This window comes from Bacillus toyonensis BCT-7112 (assembly GCF_000496285.1).
In the GTDB taxonomy this organism is placed as follows: Bacteria; Bacillota; Bacilli; order Bacillales; family Bacillaceae_G; genus Bacillus_A; species Bacillus_A toyonensis.
Map to the genome: position 1 here is coordinate 3,941,985 of NC_022781.1, position 16,655 is coordinate 3,958,639.

The 16,655-nt window shown below is 35.4% G+C and carries 21 protein-coding genes, 1 pseudogene and 1 other annotated feature; of the genes and pseudogenes, 13 read left to right on the plus strand and 9 right to left on the minus strand.

From position 1 onward, the window contains the following. The first annotated feature begins 27 nt into the window (after positions 1–27). The gene (locus BTOYO_RS20205; RefSeq protein ID WP_002038211.1) at positions 28–537 is read left to right on the plus strand and encodes a hypothetical protein; all 510 of its coding nucleotides are present in this window, start codon (positions 28–30) and stop codon (positions 535–537) included. A gap of 82 nt (positions 538–619) precedes the next feature. Here BTOYO_RS20205 and BTOYO_RS27795 read toward each other — a convergent pair whose 3' ends face one another. The 3 genes from BTOYO_RS27795 to BTOYO_RS20220 all read right to left on the minus strand — a co-directional run bounded on the left by BTOYO_RS27795 (position 620) and on the right by BTOYO_RS20220 (position 2,401). Further along, the gene (locus BTOYO_RS27795) at positions 620–769 is read right to left on the minus strand and encodes a hypothetical protein (protein ID WP_000743730.1); all 150 of its coding nucleotides are present in this window, start codon (positions 767–769) and stop codon (positions 620–622) included. A gap of 18 nt (positions 770–787) precedes the next feature. After that, complete coding sequence (locus BTOYO_RS20215; RefSeq protein WP_000343564.1) at positions 788–961, minus strand: hypothetical protein; 174 nt, start codon at positions 959–961, stop codon at positions 788–790. Between the two features lie 81 nt (positions 962–1,042). Next, positions 1,043–2,401 (minus strand): MATE family efflux transporter, encoded by a 1,359-nt coding sequence (locus BTOYO_RS20220; protein WP_000665536.1) that lies wholly within the window; start codon positions 2,399–2,401, stop codon positions 1,043–1,045. 180 nt (positions 2,402–2,581) lie between these two features. Between BTOYO_RS20220 and uppP the strand changes: the two genes are divergently transcribed. Next, on the plus strand, positions 2,582–3,376 hold the full coding sequence (gene uppP / locus BTOYO_RS20225) for a bacitracin resistance undecaprenyl-diphosphatase (RefSeq protein WP_000796245.1): 795 nt from the start codon (positions 2,582–2,584) through the stop codon (positions 3,374–3,376). A 192-nt stretch (positions 3,377–3,568) separates the two neighbouring features. Further along, a complete protein-coding gene (locus BTOYO_RS20230; RefSeq protein WP_000006430.1) occupies positions 3,569–4,033 on the plus strand; it encodes an SRPBCC family protein in 465 nt (154 codons plus the stop codon). A gap of 34 nt (positions 4,034–4,067) precedes the next feature. Here BTOYO_RS20230 and BTOYO_RS20235 read toward each other — a convergent pair whose 3' ends face one another. Both BTOYO_RS20235 and BTOYO_RS20240 read right to left on the minus strand, forming a co-directional pair. Then, entirely contained in the window at positions 4,068–4,655 is a 588-nt protein-coding gene (locus BTOYO_RS20235; protein ID WP_073990710.1) for a thioredoxin family protein, read from the minus strand. A gap of 33 nt (positions 4,656–4,688) precedes the next feature. Then, the gene (locus BTOYO_RS20240; protein WP_001287958.1) at positions 4,689–5,132 is read right to left on the minus strand and encodes a regulatory YrvL family protein; all 444 of its coding nucleotides are present in this window, start codon (positions 5,130–5,132) and stop codon (positions 4,689–4,691) included. Positions 5,133–5,294: 162 nt separating this feature from the next. Here BTOYO_RS20240 and BTOYO_RS20245 point away from each other — a divergent pair, with 162 nt between their 5' ends. Next, a complete protein-coding gene (locus BTOYO_RS20245) occupies positions 5,295–5,714 on the plus strand; it encodes a MarR family winged helix-turn-helix transcriptional regulator (protein ID WP_000081437.1) in 420 nt (139 codons plus the stop codon). Positions 5,715–5,866: 152 nt separating this feature from the next. After that, positions 5,867–6,022: a hypothetical protein gene (locus tag BTOYO_RS20250; RefSeq protein ID WP_000184925.1), complete on the plus strand. Its 156-nt coding sequence runs from the start codon at positions 5,867–5,869 to the stop codon at positions 6,020–6,022. A gap of 22 nt (positions 6,023–6,044) precedes the next feature. Here the strand turns inward: BTOYO_RS20250 and BTOYO_RS20255 are convergent, their stop codons facing one another. Beyond that, positions 6,045–7,280 carry a dicarboxylate/amino acid:cation symporter gene (locus tag BTOYO_RS20255; protein ID WP_000814824.1) on the minus strand — a complete coding sequence of 412 codons (1,236 nt, stop codon included), beginning with the start codon at positions 7,278–7,280 and terminating at the stop codon, positions 6,045–6,047. Positions 7,281–8,284: 1,004 nt separating this feature from the next. On the opposite strand from BTOYO_RS20255, the gene BTOYO_RS20260 reads away from it, so the two are divergent. Continuing rightward, the gene (locus BTOYO_RS20260; RefSeq protein WP_000869131.1) at positions 8,285–9,628 is read left to right on the plus strand and encodes a TrkH family potassium uptake protein; all 1,344 of its coding nucleotides are present in this window, start codon (positions 8,285–8,287) and stop codon (positions 9,626–9,628) included. Positions 9,629–9,662: 34 nt separating this feature from the next. Here BTOYO_RS20260 and BTOYO_RS20265 read toward each other — a convergent pair whose 3' ends face one another. Further along, the gene (locus BTOYO_RS20265) at positions 9,663–10,055 is read right to left on the minus strand and encodes a hypothetical protein (protein ID WP_002038267.1); all 393 of its coding nucleotides are present in this window, start codon (positions 10,053–10,055) and stop codon (positions 9,663–9,665) included. Positions 10,056–10,164: 109 nt separating this feature from the next. Here BTOYO_RS20265 and ytfJ point away from each other — a divergent pair, with 109 nt between their 5' ends. Together ytfJ and BTOYO_RS20275 are read left to right on the plus strand one after the other, a co-directional pair. After that, positions 10,165–10,632, plus strand: coding sequence for a GerW family sporulation protein (gene ytfJ / locus BTOYO_RS20270; protein ID WP_002038268.1), 468 nt, complete (start codon positions 10,165–10,167; stop codon positions 10,630–10,632). A gap of 111 nt (positions 10,633–10,743) precedes the next feature. Beyond that, the gene (locus tag BTOYO_RS20275; RefSeq protein ID WP_000608227.1) at positions 10,744–10,833 is read left to right on the plus strand and encodes a hypothetical protein; all 90 of its coding nucleotides are present in this window, start codon (positions 10,744–10,746) and stop codon (positions 10,831–10,833) included. A gap of 381 nt (positions 10,834–11,214) precedes the next feature. Here BTOYO_RS20275 and BTOYO_RS20280 read toward each other — a convergent pair whose 3' ends face one another. Both BTOYO_RS20280 and BTOYO_RS20285 read right to left on the minus strand, forming a co-directional pair. Then, positions 11,215–11,454 (minus strand): YkuS family protein, encoded by a 240-nt coding sequence (locus tag BTOYO_RS20280; RefSeq protein WP_000101012.1) that lies wholly within the window; start codon positions 11,452–11,454, stop codon positions 11,215–11,217. Positions 11,455–11,540: 86 nt separating this feature from the next. Next, a complete protein-coding gene (locus tag BTOYO_RS20285) occupies positions 11,541–11,780 on the minus strand; it encodes a DUF3911 family protein (protein ID WP_000752506.1) in 240 nt (79 codons plus the stop codon). Between the two features lie 59 nt (positions 11,781–11,839). On the opposite strand from BTOYO_RS20285, the pseudogene BTOYO_RS28265 reads away from it, so the two are divergent. The 5 genes and pseudogenes from BTOYO_RS28265 to ilvC all read left to right on the plus strand — a co-directional run bounded on the left by BTOYO_RS28265 (position 11,840) and on the right by ilvC (position 16,654). After that, positions 11,840–12,055, plus strand: a pseudogene (locus BTOYO_RS28265) (hypothetical protein). Positions 12,056–12,196: 141 nt separating this feature from the next. Beyond that, positions 12,197–13,093, plus strand: coding sequence for a branched-chain-amino-acid transaminase (gene ilvE / locus BTOYO_RS20290; RefSeq protein ID WP_001005494.1), 897 nt, complete (start codon positions 12,197–12,199; stop codon positions 13,091–13,093). Between the two features lie 16 nt (positions 13,094–13,109). Further along, positions 13,110–13,337: a binding site (T-box leader), on the plus strand. A gap of 73 nt (positions 13,338–13,410) precedes the next feature. Continuing rightward, on the plus strand, positions 13,411–15,111 hold the full coding sequence (gene ilvB, locus BTOYO_RS20295; protein ID WP_000095847.1) for an acetolactate synthase large subunit: 1,701 nt from the start codon (positions 13,411–13,413) through the stop codon (positions 15,109–15,111). Continuing rightward, a complete protein-coding gene (gene ilvN, locus BTOYO_RS20300; RefSeq protein ID WP_000822948.1) occupies positions 15,108–15,617 on the plus strand; it encodes an acetolactate synthase small subunit in 510 nt (169 codons plus the stop codon). The genes ilvB and ilvN overlap by 4 nt, the downstream gene beginning before the upstream one ends. Positions 15,618–15,643: 26 nt before the next feature. Further along, on the plus strand, positions 15,644–16,654 hold the full coding sequence (gene ilvC / locus BTOYO_RS20305; protein ID WP_001151719.1) for a ketol-acid reductoisomerase: 1,011 nt from the start codon (positions 15,644–15,646) through the stop codon (positions 16,652–16,654). The last annotated feature ends 1 nt before the right edge of the window (position 16,655 follow it).

The following is a 16,655-nucleotide window of genomic DNA, read 5'->3' on the forward strand; positions in this document are numbered from 1 at the left end:
AATATGTAACTAACATTATGAATAGGGATGGGGTGTATGGTGAAGAAAAGAATAGTAATCATTTCTATATGTATCGCTTTTGGTTTGTTTTGGTCATATAAAGAGGCGGTTTTCGCTACCTTTAAATCGATAGATCAGTACGAGTTAAATAAGGAATTAAAGAATAAAAGTATAGAAACTTTAACTCATAAAGAAATGAAACAGGTAGGAGAGCACTTTGTGACAGCACAATTATCAGTGTTTGAGTTTCATAATAAAGAAGATGTGAAGCGAAAAGGCGAAGAGATATTTGTAAGTAGGGGATATGAACAATTAATACAAAATTATTATCCAAATCGTTTTCGAGATTTAGAGTATAAATTTACAAACGAGGAGATACGTGAAGTGACGGATGAGAGTTTTCTCTATCATGCTGTAGCGTATGTTGCGGGTACTGAAAATGGTAAGAGAAGTGAAATGAAAGTAAATTATGACGTGAAAGTTGTAAAGGTTAATAATATATTTAGGGTGCTCGAACAAAAGCAGTACGTACAATAAAGTGAAACTTTAATCAGTAAGGTGTTCACTCTTACTGTCCACAAATAGCGGGATAAAAAGCCCCCTCGAGGAGTAGAGGGGGTTAAAGATTTTCATTTTGTTGACCAAGTTCTTTTTGAGCAATGTATACATTTCCTTGCTCCACTTGTTTCTGTGTATAAACAGAATCGCCTACATATCCTTTTTCCGTTTTCACAGTTCTTTTTGAGTGATTTGAATCTTGTTTCTTCATATAATATGTCACCTTTCCTTAAAAATAGACGAAAATAATGAGTACGAGTAATACAGCAGCGAAAATAGTAATACCCATTAAAAACGAAGCGTTTTTATATTTAGGTGGTTTATGTATATCTTGCTGGTATCCAGGTGAGATTTCAGGGGCGAATTCTTCATCGAATGATTGATCTGTTTCTTTTTCGTCCATATGATATGTATCCACCTTTCTTTTTCATTATGTTATACGTTACAAGAAAAAATATGCATAAAGAAAACAGCCGCTCTAGCGTTAGCGGCTGTTTTGTGTTGTATATTTTCTTTGAACTTGGAAGAGACGGATTAGAAGGAAGCTAGCACCAAATGCTAGACCGATAATAAGACCAATCCAATATCCTTTTGCTGCCCAGTCAGTGTACGTTGCTAATATGTAACCGAGAGGGAGACCGATTACCCAATAAGCGACTAATGTCATAATTAACGCAACATTTACGTCTTTGTAACCACGTAGTGCTCCTTGTACAGGAGTTGCAATTGCATCTGAAATTTGAAATAAAATCGCAAATATAAGGAACTCTTTTGCTAAATGGTGAACATTTGCATCTGTCGTATAAATAGATGCAATTTCATCATCAAAGAAATAAAGAAGAATCGAATAGAAAAGAGCGAAAGCAAGGGCTAATCCAATGCCGATAAATCCATATTGTTTTGCGTTATCATATCGTTTTGCTCCAACTTCAAATCCAACTGCTATCGTCATTGCCATTGCTAAACTTAAAGGAGTCATATATAACAAGGAAGCGAAGTTCATAGCTGCTTGATGCGCTGCAATTGTTGTCGTACTAAAGTTACTCATCATTAGTGTAACTGCAGCGAAAATACTCGTTTCAAAAAAGATAGCAAATCCGATAGGGACGCCAAGTTTTAAAAATGATTTCCAACTCGAAAGAGAAGGACGATATAACTGTTTAAAAATATTAAAAGATGCGAATGGCTCTTTCGTACGAATAATAATGACGGTAATAATTAAAATGCACCAATAGGTTGCTGCAGAAGCAATTGCTGCACCGACACCACCGAGTTTAGGGAAACCAAAGTTCCCAAAAATTAATACATAATTTAATACTACGTTAATCGGTAATGATAGTAATGTAATGATCATCGTTGTTCGAGTTTTTCCTAATGCATCAATAAATCCACGCAAAACAGTATAAGTAAATAATGGGATAACTCCAATCGCGATAATACTTAAAAATTGTGCTGCAATACGTTCAACAGGTTCTTCTAATCGCATGCCATTTAAAATAGGTGGAACAACGAAGAAGCCAATAAGGATAACAACGAAGCTAGCGCAAACTGCTAAATAAACTGCTTGTATGACAACGTGAGGAACATCCTCTTTTTTCTTGGATCCAATGAGTTGGGCAACAATAGGAGTAGTAGCCATTAAAACCCCTGTTAATCCTGTACTAACTGGGAGCCATATACTCGTTCCGATAGCCACACCTGCTAAATCAATTGGACTGGCATGTCCGGACATTGTCGTATCAAAAAAGCTCATTGCAAATAATGACATTTGGGTTACGAAAATCGGGAAGAATAGTAATACAAAGTGTTTTAGCTTTTGTGAGAATGAAGTAGTTTCTTTCATAAAATCCCCTTTCCGATAAAAAAACAATCCTTCCTATCATACAATTTAATCAAAAAATAAAAAAGAAATACGCACCAGTATATATAAAAGCAATAAAAAAAGGATGCACATTGAAAAGGGATAAGGTATTATGATAAGGTGTGAAAAAATTACATATTCGTTATTAAGGAGGCACTACTCGTGGCTGATTGGTTAATTGGAATAATCATGGGTGCTGTTGAAGGTTTAACAGAATTTTTACCAGTTTCATCAACAGGACATATGATTTTAACAGGTCATTTACTTGGATTTGACGACGAGAGAGCGAAAGTTTTCGAAGTTGTTATTCAATTGGGATCGATTTTAGCAGTTGTTGTTATATTTTGGAAGCGTTTATGGTCTTTAGTTGGCATAGGTAAAGTAACAGACGGACCGTCGTTGAATTTATTACATATTATTATTGGGATGATTCCTGCTGGCATACTTGGCGTATTATTCCATAGTACAATTAAAAAAGTTTTATTTGGTCCAGGACCAGTTGTCATTAGCTTAGTAGCTGGTGGTATTTTAATGATTGTTGCTGAGAAATTTTCAAAACCAAGTACAGCAAGAACGTTAGATGAAATCACATATAAACAAGCATTTACAATTGGAATGTTCCAATGTTTAGCGCTTTGGCCAGGGTTCTCTCGTTCTGGATCAACAATAAGTGGTGGTTTATTAGCTCGCGTGTCTCATACAGCAGCAGCTGAATATACGTTCATTTTAGCAGTTCCAATGATGGTGGCTGCAAGTGGTTTAGATTTAATTAAAAGTTGGGATATATTAAGTACGGCTGATATACCGTTATTTGCAACAGGATTTATTACAGCATTTGTTGTTGCGATGTTTGCAATTGTTTCATTCTTAAAATTATTAGCACGTGTAAAACTAACACCGTTTGCTTACTATCGTTTCATTTTAGCTGCGGTATTCTATTTCTTCTTCATTATGTAAGAAGAAATCACCAGAAATACCCTATAGATTAGACGCTTGAAAAAGTCTACTCTATAGGGTATTTCTTTTATAGCAGGAGAAAATAAAGTTTTTGCTCTCATTTACTTGTATTTCACTATGTAAAATATGACATAATGATTTTGTTACATTAATATAGAGAAAATTTATAGGGTATTTGAGAGGAGCAGTTTAGTGAGTTTTGCAATAGAGATAGTAATTCCGGCACCAATTGATGTTGTGTTTGATTATGTACATAATGACGAGAAAATACTAGAATGGAGTACCTTTATGGTAGAAAATAGGTATCCTTCAAATATAGATGTTGAAAAACCTCGTGAAGGTGATAAATATATATCTGTGCAAAAAATGGGGAAGAAAATATATGAATTTGAGGCGGAAATTTTAGAGTATGATGAACCGTATATCGTATCAGTTGGATGTGAAATGAAACAAGGTTATACTGCTGCAACTTATATGTTAGAAGAGGATGAAGAAGGTACATCGCTTACTTTAATCGTAGAATTTGAACCGAAGAACTTTATATATAAGATTATGTACAAGTTGACTGGCTGGATGACGCGTGCGGTATATATGGGTGAGATGGAGCGTTTAGCAGAGTGCGTAGATGTTGCATATTCTCAGAAAAAAAGATTATGATTTTGCAAAAAAAACTGCCGATTTCGGCAGTTTTTTATTTTACTATTTTTTCAATCATACTTTCCATTACATGTTCCCAAAGAGAAGTATCATCAGCTAATGTAGCACGGAAATTAGCATACATTTCTTTCTGTTTTTCTTCAAATGTTGGATCTTCTTTTTCAGGCAATGTAGCGCGCATTGAAGTTACTAATTCTTGTACTTTTGGAGCGCGTGGTCCAAAGACAGCTTGTTCATTTCCGTCTTTATCAATGAAAATAAAGATTGGAATTGCACGTGCTGTTCCATTTGTTAAGTATTGATCCATTAATTCTAAGTTTTCATCACGAATTAATAAGCTCATATCAATATTTGCAACTTCAGAAATTCGTTTCATAACAGGTACGCATAAAAGAGCATCTCCGCACCAGTCGGCTGTTAATACGATAACACGCCAGCCATCATTTTGGCGTTCTTCTAAAACTGGGAGTAATTCATTTGGAATTAAAAAGTTATTGTAAATATGTAATAGCTCATATTGGTTTACTTTCATTTCATTTACATATGTATCAAAGGACATACCTTTATCAGCCCATTGTTGTAAGTTCATAATTAACACCTCTTTAGTATGATTTGCTTTTATTGTACCAATTTTTATATAGAAAAGCTTGTATTCTTACTCTTTCTTATCACTAAATAATATATTTAGTGTGTAAAGGAATAGTGCGACACATAGTTCAGCTATGTTGGACATTTGTACGCTCTCTATCCAGTCGTCGGCAGTATGAATGACGAACCAATCTAGTGTAATTTCAATAATGGAGAGAAGAGCAATTGAGAGCCAATTTGGCATACTTGTCATCATTGGCTGTAGGAGCGATTTAAAGAAAATGAATATAAAATATGTAATACCATCTAATAAAAGAATAAGTAAAAAAAAGAGTAGTATAGCTGTTCGTGATGAGTATTCTATACCCGTAATTTGAAAGATTCCTACATATACAAAAAATATAAATGTAAATGTAAATGTAAAAAATGTAATGAGAATAAAAACAACAAAACTAATAACGATAGTCCTATCTTTTAGACTGAGATTAGAAAATTTGTCTTCCTCACTCACTACCTCAACTCCTTTTTCTGGAAAATCAAGTTCATTGTATCACGAAATGCATATTAAAAAGCTACGAATTATGGGAAAATAAGGTGACAAAAAGTAAGATTTCATGTAAAATTATTAATAAGGTTTTTATTTAACTAAATGAAATAAAAGGGGCTGTCAAAGTTGTCTCAAAATAGAGAACAATTAATGGAAGAACTATCGACAAATGTTTTTGCGATGTTTCGCACGTTGCGTAATGACATTGGAAAAATATTTGGTGGTTACATACCGTGGAATGAGTTCATCGTCCTTAGAATATTGAATCGTACAAATAAAGAAATGGTATCACGTGTCGCTAATGAGTTAAATGTGTCGAATAGTCATATTACAGCTGTTACAGAAAAATTAATTAATAAAGGTTTCGTAACCCGTTCACGTTCTACATCAGATCGCCGAGTTGTATATTTAGAGATTACAGAACAAGGGAAAGATTTAGTTGCGAAAATGGAAGAGGCGAAAAAACGATACTTACAAGAAAGATTTTCCGCACTTTCAGAAGATGAAATGAATGTAATGATTTCTATTTCCCAAAAACTTATTTAATTAATTACAAACGAGAAAACGTTTACCTAGTGGAAAAGAAGACCTTCCTTATATGTGGAAGGTCTTCTTTCTTGTGTAATAGCTTATAAAAATAAAATGTGTATGAAAAAAGATAGAGCGCCATACTACTAATAATGGAAGGAGGGAGAAATATGACGAATCGTAATGGTAGTAAAGGAAGCGCGAATCAAGGTTCACCAAAATCAGGAAAGTTTAATCAGGAATTTAGTACTGAATTCGAAACTGGTAACGATAATAAAGGGAAAGAATATCGTTCAAAAAAAGGAAGTAAATCAAAAAAGGAGTGAATCATTTCACTCCTTTTTTGATTTAAGATGCTGCCGATTGATCTGTATTATATTTTTCTTCTGATTTTGCGACAATCATTGCGCAAATTGCATCACCGGAAATATTTACAGCTGTTCTAGACATATCTAGGATGCGATCAATACCGATAATTAAAGCAATACCTTCTACTGGTAGGTTTACTTGATTTAAAACCATTGTAAGCATTACAAGTCCAACACCTGGTACACCAGCAGTGCCGATACTAGCTAGTACAGCAGTTAATACGACCATGGCTAATTGTGCTAATGTAAGTTCAACTCCGTACACTTGAGCGATAAATACAGTTGCCACACCTTGCATAATGGCAGTGCCATCCATATTAATCGTTGCACCTAGTGGTTGTACAAAGGAGCTTATCGCTTTTGGAACTCCAAGTTTTTCTTGTGCCGTTTTCATTGCGAATGGAAGAGATGCATTAGAGCTAGATGTACTAAATCCAATTGCCATTACTGGTCCGAAATGTTTAAAGAAACGAATAATACTTTCTTTTGCTAATATCTTTAATAAGCCGCCATATATGAAGACACCGTGAATAATGAGTACTAACATAACGACTATCATATACTTGAACATCGCAGCGACGCCTGCAAGCCCCATTTTACCAACGGATGAAGCAAGCAAACCAAATGTTCCAATTGGGGCTAATTTCATAACGAGATTAACAAGATACATCATTAATTCGTTGCCCTGTTCAAGTAATGAATGGATACCTTGAACTCGTTTTCCTAAAACAGCTAAACCGAGTCCGATTAATGCAGCAAAGGCAATAATTTGTAACATGTTACCATCAGCCATCGCTTTAGCTGGATTATCTGGCACAATATTCAGCAATGTATCGACGAAAGATGTTTCAGTTTTTGCACCTTCATACGTAAGCCCGTCTGTTTTAAAGTTACCGCCAGTTCCTGGTTTGATGATAAGTGCAAATGTCACTGCAATAGAGATAGCAACTGCTGTTGTGACGAGAAAGAATGAAATTGATTTTAAACCGATTCTTCCAAGTTGTTTCGGATCTCCAAGACCAGCAGCCCCTAGTACGATGGAAATGAATACAACAGGAACAACTAGCATTTTAATGAGTCGAATAAACAGTTGGCCAATTGGGTTAAACACATATTGATTTAAAGGTTCAAAAATAGATGGTGCAGCTAAATTTAAAGTGAGTCCAACAATTAGACCAAGAAACAATGCAAGTAAGATCGCTTTTGTTTGCTTCAATAAAATCCCCCCTTGTTTTTGTACAATTACTTTCTAAATGAATTGTACCGAAAAAATCCCTGTTTTGACAATATTTTCTGAAAAATTCGCAAGGTTTTATTTGTTTTTATATGAATAGTCTGATTTTTCTGTAGTTTATAGAAAGAATAAATTTCAGAAAATAAAATAGACCATCACATAGGATGGTCAAAGGAAGGGGACAATTTATGTCAATTTAATTAGGGATGGAAGCTATTCAGAGACACTGGGGAATGTCTTAAATTAGGGAGGAACAGCTTCGATACATATACTATAAAAGATAGATGTGACCCTCGTGTGAACATAGAGTGAAAGAGAGAGGGAGTTTAAAAAAGGATAGAAAGACAAAAAAATAAGACCATCGTATAAAAGATGGTCAAAGGAAGGGGACAATTTATGTCAATTTAATTAGGGATGGAAGCTATTCAAAGACACTGGGGAATGTCTTAAATTAGGGAGGAACAGCTTCGATACATATACTATAAAAGATAGATGTGACCTTCGTGTGAACATAGAGTGAAAGAGAGAGGGAGTTTAAAAAAGGATAGAAAGACAAAAAAATAAGACCATCGTATAAAAGATGGTCAAAGGAAGGGGACAATTTATGTCAATTTAATTAGGGATGGAAGCTATTCAAAGACACTGGGGAATGTCTTAAATTAGGGAGGAACAGCTTCGATACATATACTATAAAAGATAGATGTGACCCCCATGTGAACATAGAGTGAAAGGTATGGGGATTTGAAAAATAGTACATATAAAATTATTGTTGCAAGAGTTGTAGAGTTAAGAGAAAGATAATAGAAAGTTTTTCTGTCATAAAATGAAGTAAAGTTCGAATATAAATAAAAGTTGAAATCTATGAAAAAAAGGATTATGCTCAACTATGTTATGAGAATATAAGGTTTATCCCGCTACTTGTAGGTTCTTAAAAACCTGTATTTATGAGAGGATAGAAGCTTCACTTAATAAAGGGAGTTAGTGATATGAAAGTAACAAAAAGACAAAGTTTGTATAATCGTTTTATACAATTAAACCCACCACAAATATTAGCATTAGGTTTTTTCTGCTTAATTGTGGCCGGAGGTTTGTTATTAAAGTTACCATTCGCAACGAAAGTACATATTAGTTGGGTAGATGCTTTTTTTACAGCAACGTCGGCAGCGACTGTAACGGGTTTAGGAGTAGTAGATACTGCAAGTACGTTTACGATGTTTGGTGAAATTGTTATTATGTTTCTAATTCAAACAGGTGGTTTAGGTCTTATGACAATTGCCATTTTAATTGTTTGGGTACTAGGTAAAAAAATTGGCTTACGCCATCGATTATTAATTGGAGAAGCATTTAATCAAACAAATATAGGTGGTCTTGTAAAATTAGTAAAACGTGTCTTTATTTTTTCTATTTGTATTGAATTCATTGGAGTCATCTTTTTATCGTTTCGCTTTATTCCAGAGTTTGGTTTTGGGAAAGGTTTATACTATAGTATTTTCCATGTAATTGCTTCCTATAATAATGCGGGGTTTGCTCTTTGGCCAGATAATTTAACAAGGTATGTAGGAGACCCTATTATTAATATTGGAATTTGTTCCTTAATTGTAATAGGAGGACTCGGTTTTACCGTATTAATTGATATATGGTATAGTCGTAGTTTTCGAAAATTATCACTTCACTCAAAAATAATGATTATTGGAACAGTAGCGCTAAATGTTATAGCAATGATTGTGATTTTTGTATTGGAATATAATAATGTGAAGACGTTAGGGAATTTATCTTTAAATGAAAAGTTATGGGCGTCTTTCTTTCAAGGTATTACACCTCGTACAGCTGGTTTTAATACAGTTGACTATGGAGGGATGGAAGAATCATCTATATTATTTACGATGGTTTTAATGTTTATCGGTGCAGGAAGTGTATCAACGGGTGGAGGTATTAAATTAACGACGTTTGTTATTTTAATTACATCTGTCCTTTCTTTCTTTAGAAAGAAGGAGGAAATTGTTTTATTTCAGCGTACAATTAAAATGTCGACAGTAACGAGAGCGTTAGCAATTGTCGTTGCCAGTCAAATACTTATTTTTACAGCAGTATTTGTATTAATGCTTACAGAAGACTTTAGCTTTATTCAGCTACTATTTGAGACAATTTCAGCATTTGGCACAGTTGGATTAACGATGGGGATTACTGCGAAGCTATCAGCATTTGGAAAATGTATTATTATGTTTGTTATGTTTTGTGGATTAATTGGACCGCTAACACTTGTGTTTTCTTTAGCACGCCCAGCAAAACAAAAAATAAAATATCCATCAGAAGATGTATTTACAGGATAAGGTATCTCGCATAAAGCGAGATACCTTTTTCTTTTTAAAAAAGGGAGAACAATAAACCGATAAGTGCTACACGGAATAAAATCGCGATGAGTGCAGCAATTCCACCAACAATGGCAGCGATACCACCAGTTACAGTAGCTCCGCGATTATAAGCGTAAATTCCTAGTAACACAGAAACAAGACCAAATAGTGTTGGGAAGGTGAAGAGTGATAATATAGATAAGGCAAGAGCGATAAAACCGGCAGTTGATCCAGCGGCAGACGATCTTACATCATCTTTATCTTCTTTCTTATCGTAATCATAATCAATGCGCTGTGGTGCAACTTCAGCTGCATATTCTTCTTTATAGTCACTATAATCACTATCTATTCTATCTCTTTTTTTGTAATCATCAAATTTCTCAGTCAAAGTCATGACTCCTTTCATAACAAGGTTCAATAGTAGTATGTATCTCTTTTTCTTTTTTATCCGAGGATAGGCAGGGAGTAATATCCATGTAGAAGAAAATTGTTTTTTTGAAATAGGAAAAGTTAGTATGACTTCCTCTATTTTGGAAAGTATAAAAAGGAATAATGAGGAAAGGGTGCAGTACATAATGGAACATCCAATTGAAAATTTAATGAAAACAGCAATGACAAATTTAAAAGAGATGGTAGATGTAAATACGATTGTTGGAAGTCCGGTTTCGACAGCTGACGGAAATGTAGTATTAACAGTATCTCAAGTGGCGTTTGGTTTTGGAGCTGGTGGAAGTGACTTTAAAGGGGATTTCATTACTGAAAAACATAATGGTGGACAAGGTCAGCATAAAGAGAATAAGCCAGGGCATCCATTTGGAGGCGGAAGTGGGGCTGGGGTTTCCATTAGTCCCGTTGCTTTTTTAGTAGTTGGTTCTAACGGAGTACAAGTATTGCATCTTAACAGTAGTACACATTTAATTGAAAAAGCTTTAAACACTGTACCAAGTACTGTAGATAAATTTGTGAATGGTCGTCAAAAGTGAACTTGCAATTTTTAGGAATTGTGATATATTAGAAAAAGTGCGCTTTAGGATGATCGGAATAATTGAAATGTAAATATATAATAAGATGTGTGGAATAAGGGAGAGGAATGTATGATTAATATTAAAAACTTAGTAGTTGGCTTATTTATGTTAGTAAGCGGCTTTGTTGTATATGTAATAAAAGAAAAAGCTCCATTCTAAAACAGACAAACCGTTACTGTCTGTTTTTAATTTGTAAAAAATATTGACAAGTTAATGTATTGGTGTTAAAATTTTAATTCGTGTCTCGGTTACAGCTAGTGTAAAGTAAATATCTCTTATGAATACAATACGAAAAGTTTGCGAAAGATCGGGTAATTTTATCAACAACTTTTGTGAACAAACCCTATAAATTGTATTTGTAAGCCATATATGTATACTAGTGAATCAAGGAGCGGTCATTGGAACCGTAATGATGAGAGAGAGGTAGGGCTTTCATCCAGTATATGTTACTTTCCCGTTAGGTGAATATAAAAAAGAGGACTCCTTTTTTAAAAGGAGTCCTCTTTCTTTTGTGTGTTATACCATAATGAGAAATGACTTTTAAATACGGTTCTCAACTTGCTGACAAATTTCATCTGTTGTTAAACCATGAGCTGTAATTATCGATCCTTTTATTGATGTATCTGCAATCCCCATCACATTAGAATCTTGCCCAGTTACAACACAACAATCGCAGCCTTGTGCATCATTTTCTGAGTTAAGTGTAACGACTTCATGTCCTTGTTGCTGAAGAGCTTGTTGAACATCTGTTAATGAGTTTTCAACGCCAATTCTAGCCATAATTCTCACCTCCTACCATCTAGTTGCTAGTATGCTCAAGTCTATAGCATATATTTATGAAAAGATGGTAGGAAGCATATATTTGTTTAGTCGTTATAAACACCAGTAAGCATTTGACTAACGAATTGATCGTTTAATGTATCCTGTGCGGAAGAAGGATTAGATTGAATATCGATTGAAGCGATAAAATTATTATGTTCTTTGTTATTCGGTTCTACCTCTACATAATTATCGAATTTACAAAAACCTTTCGTATCCATTAGATCAAATAGTTGTAGCATTTCAACTACCTCTTGTCTCGTTCCTTTAATTTGTACACACGCCATATTTATTTCCTCCTTCATTTTGACAAATTGTTTTTTAAAAATAGGATTATGATTTCGAAATGAAAAATATGAATGTTATTTTTACACAGCACTAATTTTTTTATTTTCCCCCTTTTTCAGCAAAAGTCGTTATATATTCCCGAATTTATAAAATCGGACGTCCGTTTATTGAATACAATAGATTCGTACCTCTTAGAGAAAATCCTTCTTTTAAACAAATATTTTTTTTAGTGGAAATTGGCGAAAAAAATTTTTTGACTTTTTGTAAACGTTAACAATGTTGTTAAATCAATATGATTAAAGATGTACGTACGATTAAAAATTAAAAATTTTCTAAAAATTTACTTGATTTATTTAGAAAGGAGAGTAAACTAGGAAACAATAAAAAATTCATAGAACATAGGAGGCGCTTTCCAGTGAACGAACAATGGATTTTCTTAAATGGAGAATTTGTTCCAAAAGACGAAGCAAAAGTTTCAGTATATGATCATGGCTATTTATATGGCGATGGAGTGTTTGAAGGCATTAGAGTTTATAGCGGTAATGTTTTCCGTTTGAGAGAGCATCTTGTCCGGTTATATGAATCAGCGAAATCCATCATGTTAGAAATTCCATATTCGTTAGATGAAGTAACGAATATTGTTGTTGAGACGATTCGAAAAAATAAATTATCTAATGGATACATTCGCCTTGTTGTATCGAGAGGAGCAGGAAATCTTGGGTTAGATCCTGATTCTTGTAAGACACCGAATGTAGTAGTAATTGCAGAACAACTATCTTTATTCCCACAAGAATATTATGAAAAGGGGATTCCAGTTGTAACAGTTGCAACGCGCCGAAATCGACCAGATGTTTTATCACCTCAAGTAAAATCTTTAAATTATTTAAACAATATTTTAGTTCGTATTGAAGCGAAATTAGCTGGAGTACAAGAAGCACTTATGTTAAATGATCAAGGATACGTAGCTGAAGGTTCAGGAGATAACGTATTTATTGTAAAAGGAAATAAATTAATTACACCACCAAGTTCTGCTGGAGCGTTAGAAGGTATTACACGAAACGCAATTTTAGAAATCGGCGAAAAACTTGGGTATGACGTAAGAGAAGAGTTATTTACAAGACACGATGTATATGTAGCTGATGAAGTATTTTTAACAGGAACAGCTGCTGAAGTTATTGCTGTTACGACAGTAGATGGTAGGACGATTGGTTTAGGAAAAACGGGACTACATACGAATCGTTTACTAGAAGAATTCCGTAAATTAGTTGTAGAAGATGGAGAGAAAATTTACGAAGAAAATAAAGTTGGATAATAACTCTTTATGAAATGAGAAAGCGTTGATAGGGAGGAGTAGTTGATTGTGAAGCCTCACAGAGAGTCGGTGGTTGCTGGAAACCGATGGTTCACGTCGACGAACATCGCCCTTGAGTGCTAAGCTGAAGCATTTGGTTAGGCTTAGACGGTAGCTCCGTTATTAGCTAGACTCATTTATGGGTCACTGAGGCAAGAGTATTCTTGCGAAGAAGGGTGGTACCGCGAAATCTTTCGTCCCTTCAGCACATAGCTGGAGTGTGGACGTAGGATTTTTTTTATTTATAAATTTTTTTAAAAAGGGGGCTTATAAGAACAATGTCTTCAAAAACGGAAGAGAAACTGGCAACTGGTGCACAGCTATTGTTAGAAGCGCTAGAAAAGGAAGGCGTAGAAGTGATTTTCGGTTATCCGGGTGGTGCCGTTTTACCTCTTTATGATGCGCTTTATGACTGTGAAATTCCGCATATTTTAACAAGGCATGAGCAAGGGGCCATTCATGCAGCTGAAGGGTATGCCAGAATTACTGGAAATCCAGGGGTTGTAATTGCAACAAGCGGGCCTGGTGCTACAAATGTTATTACTGGTTTAGCTGATGCGATGATTGATTCATTGCCACTTGTTGTATTTACAGGGCAAGTAGCAACAACGTTAATTGGAAGTGATGCTTTCCAAGAAGCGGATATTATGGGGCTTACGATGCCAGTAACAAAACATAATTATCAAGTGCGAAAGGCCTCGGATTTACCTCGAATTATTAAAGAAGCATTTCATATCGCTAGAACTGGAAGACCAGGTCCAGTCGTAATTGATCTTCCGAAAGATATGGTAGTAGAACAAGGGGAACGATGTAGTGACGTGCAAATGGATTTACCAGGGTACAACCCTAATTATGAACCGAATCTACTCCAAATAAACAAATTATTACAAGCAATTGAGATTTCAAAAAAACCGTTAATTTTAGCTGGAGCAGGTGTATTGCATGCGAAAGCTTCGAAAGAATTAACAAGTTTTGCTCGTAAATATGAAATTCCTGTTGTGCATACGTTACTTGGTCTTGGTGGTTTTCCGCCAGATGATGGACTATTTCTAGGGATGGGAGGAATGCATGGTTCTTACACAGCCAATATGGCGCTATATGAATGCGACTTACTGATCAATATTGGTGCGAGATTTGATGATCGTCTTACTGGGAATTTAGCTTATTTTGCTAAAGAGGCGACTGTTGCACATATCGATATTGATCCAGCAGAAATTGGAAAAAATGTGCCGACTGAAATTCCTATTGTTGCAAGTGCTAAGCGAGCTTTGAAAGTATTACTTCAATCAGAAGGGAAGAAAGAAAATCATCATGATTGGCTCATTTTATTAAAGGGTAGAAAAGAAAAATATCCACTCTCTTACAAACGAAATTCTGAAAGTATTAAACCTCAATACGCAATTGATATGTTATATGAACTTACGAAAGGAGAAGCGATTGTAACAACAGATGTTGGGCAACATCAAATGTGGGCCGCACAATATTATCCGCTGAAAAATCCAGATAAATGGGTAACTTCAGGTGGATTAGGAACGATGGGCTTCGGATTTCCAGCAGCAATTGGGGCGCAAATTGCAAAGCCTGAGGAACTAGTTATTGCAATTGTCGGTGACGCTGGATTTCAAATGACCCTGCAAGAATTAAGTGTCTTAAAAGAACATTCCTTACCTGTTAAAGTTTTTATTTTAAATAATGAAGCTTTAGGAATGGTAAGACAATGGCAAGATGAATTTTATAATCAAAGATACTCGCACTCTTTACTGTCGTGTCAACCAGATTTCGTCGCTCTTGCGAATGCGTATGGCATAAAAGGAGTTCGCATAGATGATCCACTTCTTGCAAAGAAGCAAATACAGCATGCGATTGAATTACAAGAACCGGTCGTAATTGATTGCCGTGTACTTCAATCAGAAAAGGTAATGCCGATGGTTGCGCCAGGGAAAGGTGTTCACCAAATGGAGGGAGTGGAAAAAAGGTGAAGAGAATTGTTACAGCGACAGTTCGAAATCAAAGTGGTGTGTTAAACCGAATTACAGGTGTTATGACACGAAGACATTTTAATATTGAAAGTATTTCAGTAGGTCATACAGAATCATCGGACATATCACGGATGACAATTGTTGTACACGTTGAAAATGAACAGCAAGTGGAGCAGTTAATTAAACAACTTCATAAGCAAATTGATGTTTTGAAAGTGTCAGATATTACAGAAGAAGCGATGATCGCAAGAGAACTTGCACTTATTAAAGTCGCAACATCAGTAGCAAGAGCAGAATTATATAGTTTAATTGAACCGTTTCGAGCCGCTGTAATAGATGTTGGGAAGGATTCCATAGTTGTGCAAGTAACTGGTACGCAGGAGAAAGTAGAAGCATTAATTGAATTACTTCGTCCATACGGTTTGAAAGAAATTGCTAGAACGGGTGTAACAGCATTTACGCGTAGTATGAAAAAACAAGATAAGCAAGTTATGTTAATTCAATAATCATTTAAATATAGGGGGAAATGAAAATGGCAAAGGTTTATTATGAGAAAGATGTAACGGTAAATGTATTAAAAGAAAAGAAAGTAGCAATCATCGGATATGGCTCGCAAGGTCATGCGCATGCGCAAAACTTGCGTGATAACGGATTTGATGTAGTAGTAGGTTTAAAAAAAGGTAAATCTTGGGATAAAGCGAAAGGAGATGGATTTTCTGTATATACAGTAGCAGAAGCAGCGGAGCAGGCTGATGTAGTAATGATTTTATTACCTGATGAACTGCAGCCAGAAGTATATGAAGCGGAAATTGCACCAAATTTACAGGCAGGAAATTCTCTCGTTTTTGCACACGGATTTAATGTTCACTTTGATCAAGTGAAACCACCAGCTAATGTAGATGTATTTCTAGTAGCGCCTAAAGGTCCGGGGCATCTTGTACGCCGTACGTTTGCTGAAGGCGGAGCCGTTCCTGCATTATTTGCCGTATATCAAGATGCGACAGGAGTTGCGACTGAAAAGGCACTTTCTTATGCTGATGGAATTGGAGCGACGAGAGCGGGCGTATTAGAAACGACGTTTAAAGAAGAAACAGAAACAGATTTATTTGGAGAGCAAGCTGTACTTTGCGGCGGAGTAACTGCGCTAGTAAAAGCTGGATTTGAAACGCTAGTTGATGCAGGATACCAGCCTGAACTTGCATATTTTGAATGTTTACATGAACTGAAACTTATTGTTGACCTTATGTATGAAGGTGGACTTGAAAATATGAGATATTCAGTTTCAGATACAGCGCAGTGGGGCGACTTCGTATCAGGACCACGTGTTGTAACGGAAGATACGAAGAAAGCGATGGGTGCAGTGCTAGCCGAAATTCAAGATGGTACATTTGCAAAAGGTTGGATTGCAGAGCATAAAGCAGGAAAACCAAATTTCCATGCGACAAATGAGAAAGAGAATGAACATGAAATCGAAGTAGTTGGACGTAAATTACGTGAAATGATGCCTTTCGTACAGCCGCGAGTAAAGGCAGGGGTCAAATAAT